At 65.1% G+C, this 5,504-nt stretch carries 5 protein-coding genes; 4 read left to right on the top strand and 1 reads right to left on the bottom strand.

Translation table 11 applies throughout. The annotated features are described in order from the left end of the window. From GX414_07415 to GX414_07425, 3 genes are all read left to right on the top strand, one after another. A partial coding sequence (locus GX414_07415; protein NLI46919.1) for a hypothetical protein occupies positions 1-865 on the top strand: 865 nt, incomplete at its 5' end. A 19-nt stretch (positions 866-884) separates the two neighbouring features. After that, positions 885-3,587 (top strand): BamA/TamA family outer membrane protein, encoded by a 2,703-nt coding sequence (locus tag GX414_07420; protein ID NLI46920.1) that lies wholly within the window; start codon positions 885-887, stop codon positions 3,585-3,587. Beyond that, entirely contained in the window at positions 3,587-4,249 is a 663-nt protein-coding gene (locus GX414_07425) for a hypothetical protein (GenBank protein ID NLI46921.1), read from the top strand. Before GX414_07420 ends, GX414_07425 begins: the two co-directional genes overlap by 1 nt. A gap of 16 nt (positions 4,250-4,265) precedes the next feature. On the opposite strand, the gene GX414_07430 is transcribed toward GX414_07425, so the two are convergent. Beyond that, on the bottom strand, positions 4,266-4,745 hold the full coding sequence (locus GX414_07430) for a thioredoxin family protein (protein NLI46922.1): 480 nt from the start codon (positions 4,743-4,745) through the stop codon (positions 4,266-4,268). 142 nt (positions 4,746-4,887) lie between these two features. Here GX414_07430 and GX414_07435 point away from each other — a divergent pair. Beyond that, the coding region (locus tag GX414_07435; GenBank protein ID NLI46923.1) for a DUF362 domain-containing protein at positions 4,888-5,504 on the top strand (617 nt) is incomplete at its 3' end.

A 5,504-nucleotide genomic window follows, 5' to 3' on the forward strand; every position in this document is an offset into this window, starting at 1 on the left:
CCGGTCGGTGCTGGGCGGCGATCTCTGGATCGAGCGGGCCGCCCCGCTGCAGAACGTGGACCTCGTGGGCTTCGTCCAGCTGCTGGCCGGCATGGAATTCTCCAGCGGCGGGAACGGCTCCGGGAAGCTGTTCACCGAGACCACGCTCAACGTGAATCTCAAGGGCGAGCGGTCCGTCCGGATCGAAACGGACAGTCTGGACATCATCGGCAGCGTGGACCTGCAGATCAAGGGATCGCTGGACCAGCCGGTGGTCCGCGGCGCCCTGGTGGTCAACAACGGTGAGATCATGTTCCGGATGAACCGGTTCACCGTGGACCGGGGCCTGATCTCGTTCATCAATCCGGCTGAGGTCGATCCGGAACTTAATCTGCAACTATCGAGCGACATCAAGGATTACCACATCATGGTCCGGTTGGAGGGCTCCACGTCGCGGATGAAGACGCAACTGGTGTCCGTGCCCAACCTGTCTGCCGCCGAGATCGTCCAGCTCATCACCTCGGGCCAGGCGCCCGAGAGCACGTCCCGGGCCCAGGTGATCACGCCGTCGGGGGCGGATTACTCGGCCGTGCTCAGCCAGCTGGTGTCGGTGGCCGTGGAACAGCGGCTCAAACAGGTGGTGGGCTTCGACACCATCTCCGTGGACGCGCAGCTTTACGATTCCAATTCCGCCGGCAGCACCCGGGTCACCGTGGGCAAGCAGGTGGTCAAGGACTTGTTCGTGACGTATTCACGCAGCGTGTCCAGCAGTGAGAAGGACATGATTGTGATCGAGTACCGCCTGTCCCCCCGCGTAACCATCGTGGCCACCGAGGACGAGCGGGGCTATTTCGGTCTCGATTTCCGGTTCAAGCGCAGATTCTGAGGCGCCGCGGGAACGGAAGATGCGTTACTGGTTGACGATCATCGGGATGCTGCTGGTGCTGCCGGCGTTGCTGCCGGGGCAGACGCCCGCCGGTGCGCCCCCGTCATCCTGGGCCGCCGCGGTGGTGTTTGAGATCGATCCGCCGGAATTTGACCAGGTGGATATCGCCACCCTCGAGCGCGTGGCCGGCATCCAGACCGGCACTCCGCTCAATGCCCGCGTGTTTCAAAATGCCTGCAAAAACCTTTACCAACTGGGCATTTTCCGGAAGGTGGCGGTGTACACCCTGCCGGCGGCGGAGGGGCAGCGCGTGATCTTCCGGTTGGCGGCCCATCCGCGATTGCAGCGCATCGAGCTGCGCCACGTCCGGCGCTTCAACGTCCGGACGCTGATGAAGGAGCTGGGGCTGGCCAAAGGTGAACTGCTCACCGAGGCGGTCCTGGCCGCGGCCCGCGATCGCCTGCTGGAACTCTACCGGGAGGCGGGGCATCTCGACGCGACAGGCGAATTTCGCGTGCTGCCGAAGGGCCACCTGCAGATCGAGGTCGCCGAGGGAAAACGCTACCGGCTGATGCCGGTCCAGGTGGAACTGCTCGAAGGCACCCTCCTGCCGGAGGTGCGGCGTGCCGTCGGCCGGCTGAGCTACCAGTACCTGTCGCAGCAGCTTCTGGAGCGCTTGGTCCGCGACCTCCGGCGGAGCTATCACGAGGCCGGCTATCCTGCGGTCCGCATCGAGCGGTTCGAATCCCCGGGCCGCCTGCCGGCTTCGGTCCAGCCGGTCATTCTGTTGGAAACCGGCCCGCCCGTCGCCATCCGCATCGACGGGGGCCAGATGTCGCCCGGTGACATCCGCGAGACGCTGGCCATTTACCGTCTGGGCGACATCAGCGAGTTTGCCGAGGAACTCAGCCGGAGTGATCTGAAAACTTACCTGGAGGGCCGGGGCCGTGTGGTCACAGCGGTCACCTCCCGGCGGGAGGAGGAGCCGGACACAGGACGGATTCTCATTGTGTTTCAGGTGGAGACGATGCCGCGGGAGAAGATCCCCGTGGTACTCACGGGCAACGTGTCGTTCACCCGCCAGGAGATCGTCGAGGGTGCGGGGCTGCCCCTGAACGTGCCGCACATCTCGGCCGAGACGGCGGACCCGCTGGCCGGCGAGGTGCGGGCGCTGTACACCGCGGCCGGCTGGCTGGATGCGCGGGTGGAGTGGACCGCCGTATCGGAAGGCGGCCATACCACGCTGCAGCTTGAGATCACCGAAGGCGAGCGCTACCGGGTGGGCGCCTTCACGTTGGGCGACAACTTCCCCCATCGCGAGGAGTTCGCACGGCGGCTGGACGGATTCCGGGACCAGCCGTACACCACCGGGCTGGTGGAGCGGCTGCGACAGACGGTCATCGACTTCTGCTCCAGCCGGGGGTACATCGTCGACCGGCTGGTGCTCAGGGACCAGCGCGCCGACCACCGGGTGGACCTGACGCTCGAGCCGGAACTGGACGGGCCCTACGAGGTGGACAACGTGGTGGTGATCAGCCCGGGCGCCACGGTGTCCCGCGAGATGAACAAGCTGATCCGCCTGCAGGGCGGCGGCCCGCTGGACATCCAGTCGGTCTATCAAGCCGAGAGCCGGCTGTACGGGTCGGGCATATTCGAGGATGTATCGGTGACGGTGCCCGTCGTCTACGGCCGGGAGCAGAGCCGCAACGTGATCCTGAAGCTCGTCGAAGCGCCCCGCTACACGTTCGGTTACGGTTTCGGCTACCTGGATTTTGAAGGTTTCCGCGGCCTGCTCGAGTGGACTGACAATAATTTCCTCGGCCGGACACTGAGCCTCGGCACGCTGTTCCGGCTCAGCGAAAAGAAAATCCTCGGCCAGGTGTCGGTGAACGACCAGGATCTGTTCTGGGGACGCTACCCCCTGACGCTTTCCATCTACGGCCTGCAGGAGGACCGGGTCTCGTTCAAGACCAAGCGGTTCAGTGTCGTCGGGCAGAGCAGCATCCAGACCGGCCGCCACACGGTCTGGCTGTTCCGGCTGGGATTCGAAAACATCACCAACTACGACATTCAGGAGGGGCTCGATCCGGGCGAGATCGAACGGGACGAACAGCCCATCACCCTCCCCTCGCTCGCGGTGAGCTACGTCAACGATACCCGGGACAACCTGATGGATGCCACCCGGGGCCGCCAGAGCACCTTCACCGTCATGATGGCGCCGAAAATTCTGGGCGCCGACACCGGCTTCACCAAATTGTATTTCCAGGAACAGCACAACTACCGCATCGGATCGCATCTGGTCGCGGCGCTCTCGCTGCGGATGGGCTGGATTCTCAACCACTCCAACGCCGTCGATGTACCGATCAGTGAGAAGTTCTTCGCCGGCGGCTCATCCACCCTCCGCGCCTACGAAACGGAGCGGGCCGGCCCGCTGGATGCCGTGACGAACGAGCCGTTGGGCGGCAACGCCCTGATCATCGGCAACGCCGAATTGCGTTTTCCCATTTACCGGCTCCTGCACGGAGCGCTGTTCTACGATGTCGGCAACGTCTTCACCGACATGTCGTCGGTGTGCTGGCGCGACGTGGCCCACATCGTGGGATTCGGGTTCCGGATCAACACACCGGTGGTGCCGATCCGGCTGGACTTCGGATTGTCCCTGAAAGACATCCCCGACGCCAAGGACAACCAGTTCTACATCACCATCGGGAATCCGTTCTGATGCTGTACCGTGCTTTCATCATTCTGCTCGGTCTGGCCGGTGCCGCCACCGGCAGCCCCGTCGCGTGGCCGGACCCGCCGGACGAACCGCACCTTCAGGACCGGATCGTGGCGGAAGTGAGCGGGATGCCCGTGTCCCGGCGCGAGCTGCTGTTCGTGGCCTCCCTCATCGAGGGGCGGGTGGTGTCGCCTGACGAGCGGTCCGTCCTCGAAGCCGCGCTGACCCGGCTTTCGGATCAGCTCATCATCCGCCAGGAGCTGATCGACAGCATGGGGGATTCGGCGAAAGCCGCCGATACCGCCGCGATGGCGGCGCGGATCCGCGACCATTGCGGCGGGGGCGAGAAGCTGGCGGCGATCCAGGCGGTGTTCGGAATCACACCGGCGGAGTACGCCGATCTGGTGGAGCGCCAGGCGCTGGTGGTGGAATTTCTCCGGACCTATTTCCGGCCCTTCGTAGTGATCGCGCCGGAGGAGATCACCGCATTCTACACCGACGAACTGCTGCCGCAACTCCCCCCCGACACGTCCATCCCCCCGGTGGAGCAGGTGCGGGACTACATCGTCCGGATTCTGGAACAGCGCAAGATCAACGCCGAATTCAACGCCTGGATCGCCCAGCGGCGGGTGGAAGCGGCGATCCGCATCATCCCCGAGGATTAGCCGCGCGGCTGCCGCCTCAGTCCGCCGGGCGGAGAATCACGCGGATGTCTTTTTCCAGCGTATCGTTCGGCGTCTCGATGATCCGGCCGGCCTCCACCCCGTCCAACAGGAAGATGAAGGTGGGCACCCGCTCGATGTGCAGGTCGGCGGTCAGGCCGTCCGGGTCCTGCTTTGTGCGGTCCACCCCGATGTAGCGGATGCGGTCGGCCGGGAGCTTCAGCGCTTCGGTGATCTTGATGAATCGGGGCACCTGGTCCAGACTGTCCGAACACCAGCTGCCGAACACCACCACCACTTCCAGCTCCGCCGGCAGGGCCCCAACGGCCGCCAGCGTGTCGGCGTCGGGCGTGTAGGCGGTGTAATTTGCCCGGTAGGATTCAAAACGGTCCAGTATTTCAGCGGCCGTGAAGGTGCCGCGTACGATGGGCAGATCAACGGCCAGGGCGTGTCCGCAGCAGGCGGCGAGTACGACGGCCGTCAGAATTTTCCAGCGCATGGTGCCTCCTCACGATGAGTCGGAGGCATTATAACCGTCGCCGCCCGCTTTGTAAATCCGGCGGCCGTCGCCGGGCGGCCGGGGTGTGCTATACTGGCCGCTTATTGCCGGCTGGCGGGTCATGGCCGTGGATACTGCGTGCGTGTTGGGACGAGTTGAAGGCTATCAGAAGACCGCGCTCCGCGCGTTCCTGGAGGACGGGTGGCGCGAGCTGTCCGGCCGGGGGCGAGGGTTTCGTGCCGGTGACCGCGTGCTGCTGAAGCCGAACCTGCTCGCCGGCCGGCCGCCGGAGCGGGCGGTGAACACGCATCCCGAGGTGGTGGACGCTGTGGCGTCGTTACTGGCGGACCATGGCTGCCGGTTGTTTCTCGGCGACAGCCCGTCCCTGGAGAGCACCGCCCACGCCATGGCCGCGGCCGGTTACGCGCCGGTGATGACGCGCCATGCAATCACGCCGGTATCGTTCCACCGTGGACGCGAGGTGCCCGCCCGCAACCGGCGGTTCTTCAGCCGGCTGTATCTGTTCGAGGATTTCGCCGGGTTCGACCATGTGGTGAACCTGCCCAAGCTCAAGACGCACACCCAGATGGGCCTGACGCTGGGGGTCAAGAATCTGTTCGGCTTCGTGCCGGGCAAGCGCAAGGCAGCGTATCACCTGAGCGCGGGCGGTGACGAAGCCGTCTTCGCCCGGCTGATGCTGGAAATCGCCGACACTGTCAACCCGACGCTCACGGTGCTGGACGGAGTCCTGGCCATGGA

The organism is Acidobacteriota bacterium (genome assembly GCA_012517875.1).
GTDB lineage: Bacteria > Acidobacteriota > JAAYUB01 > JAAYUB01 > JAAYUB01 > JAAYUB01.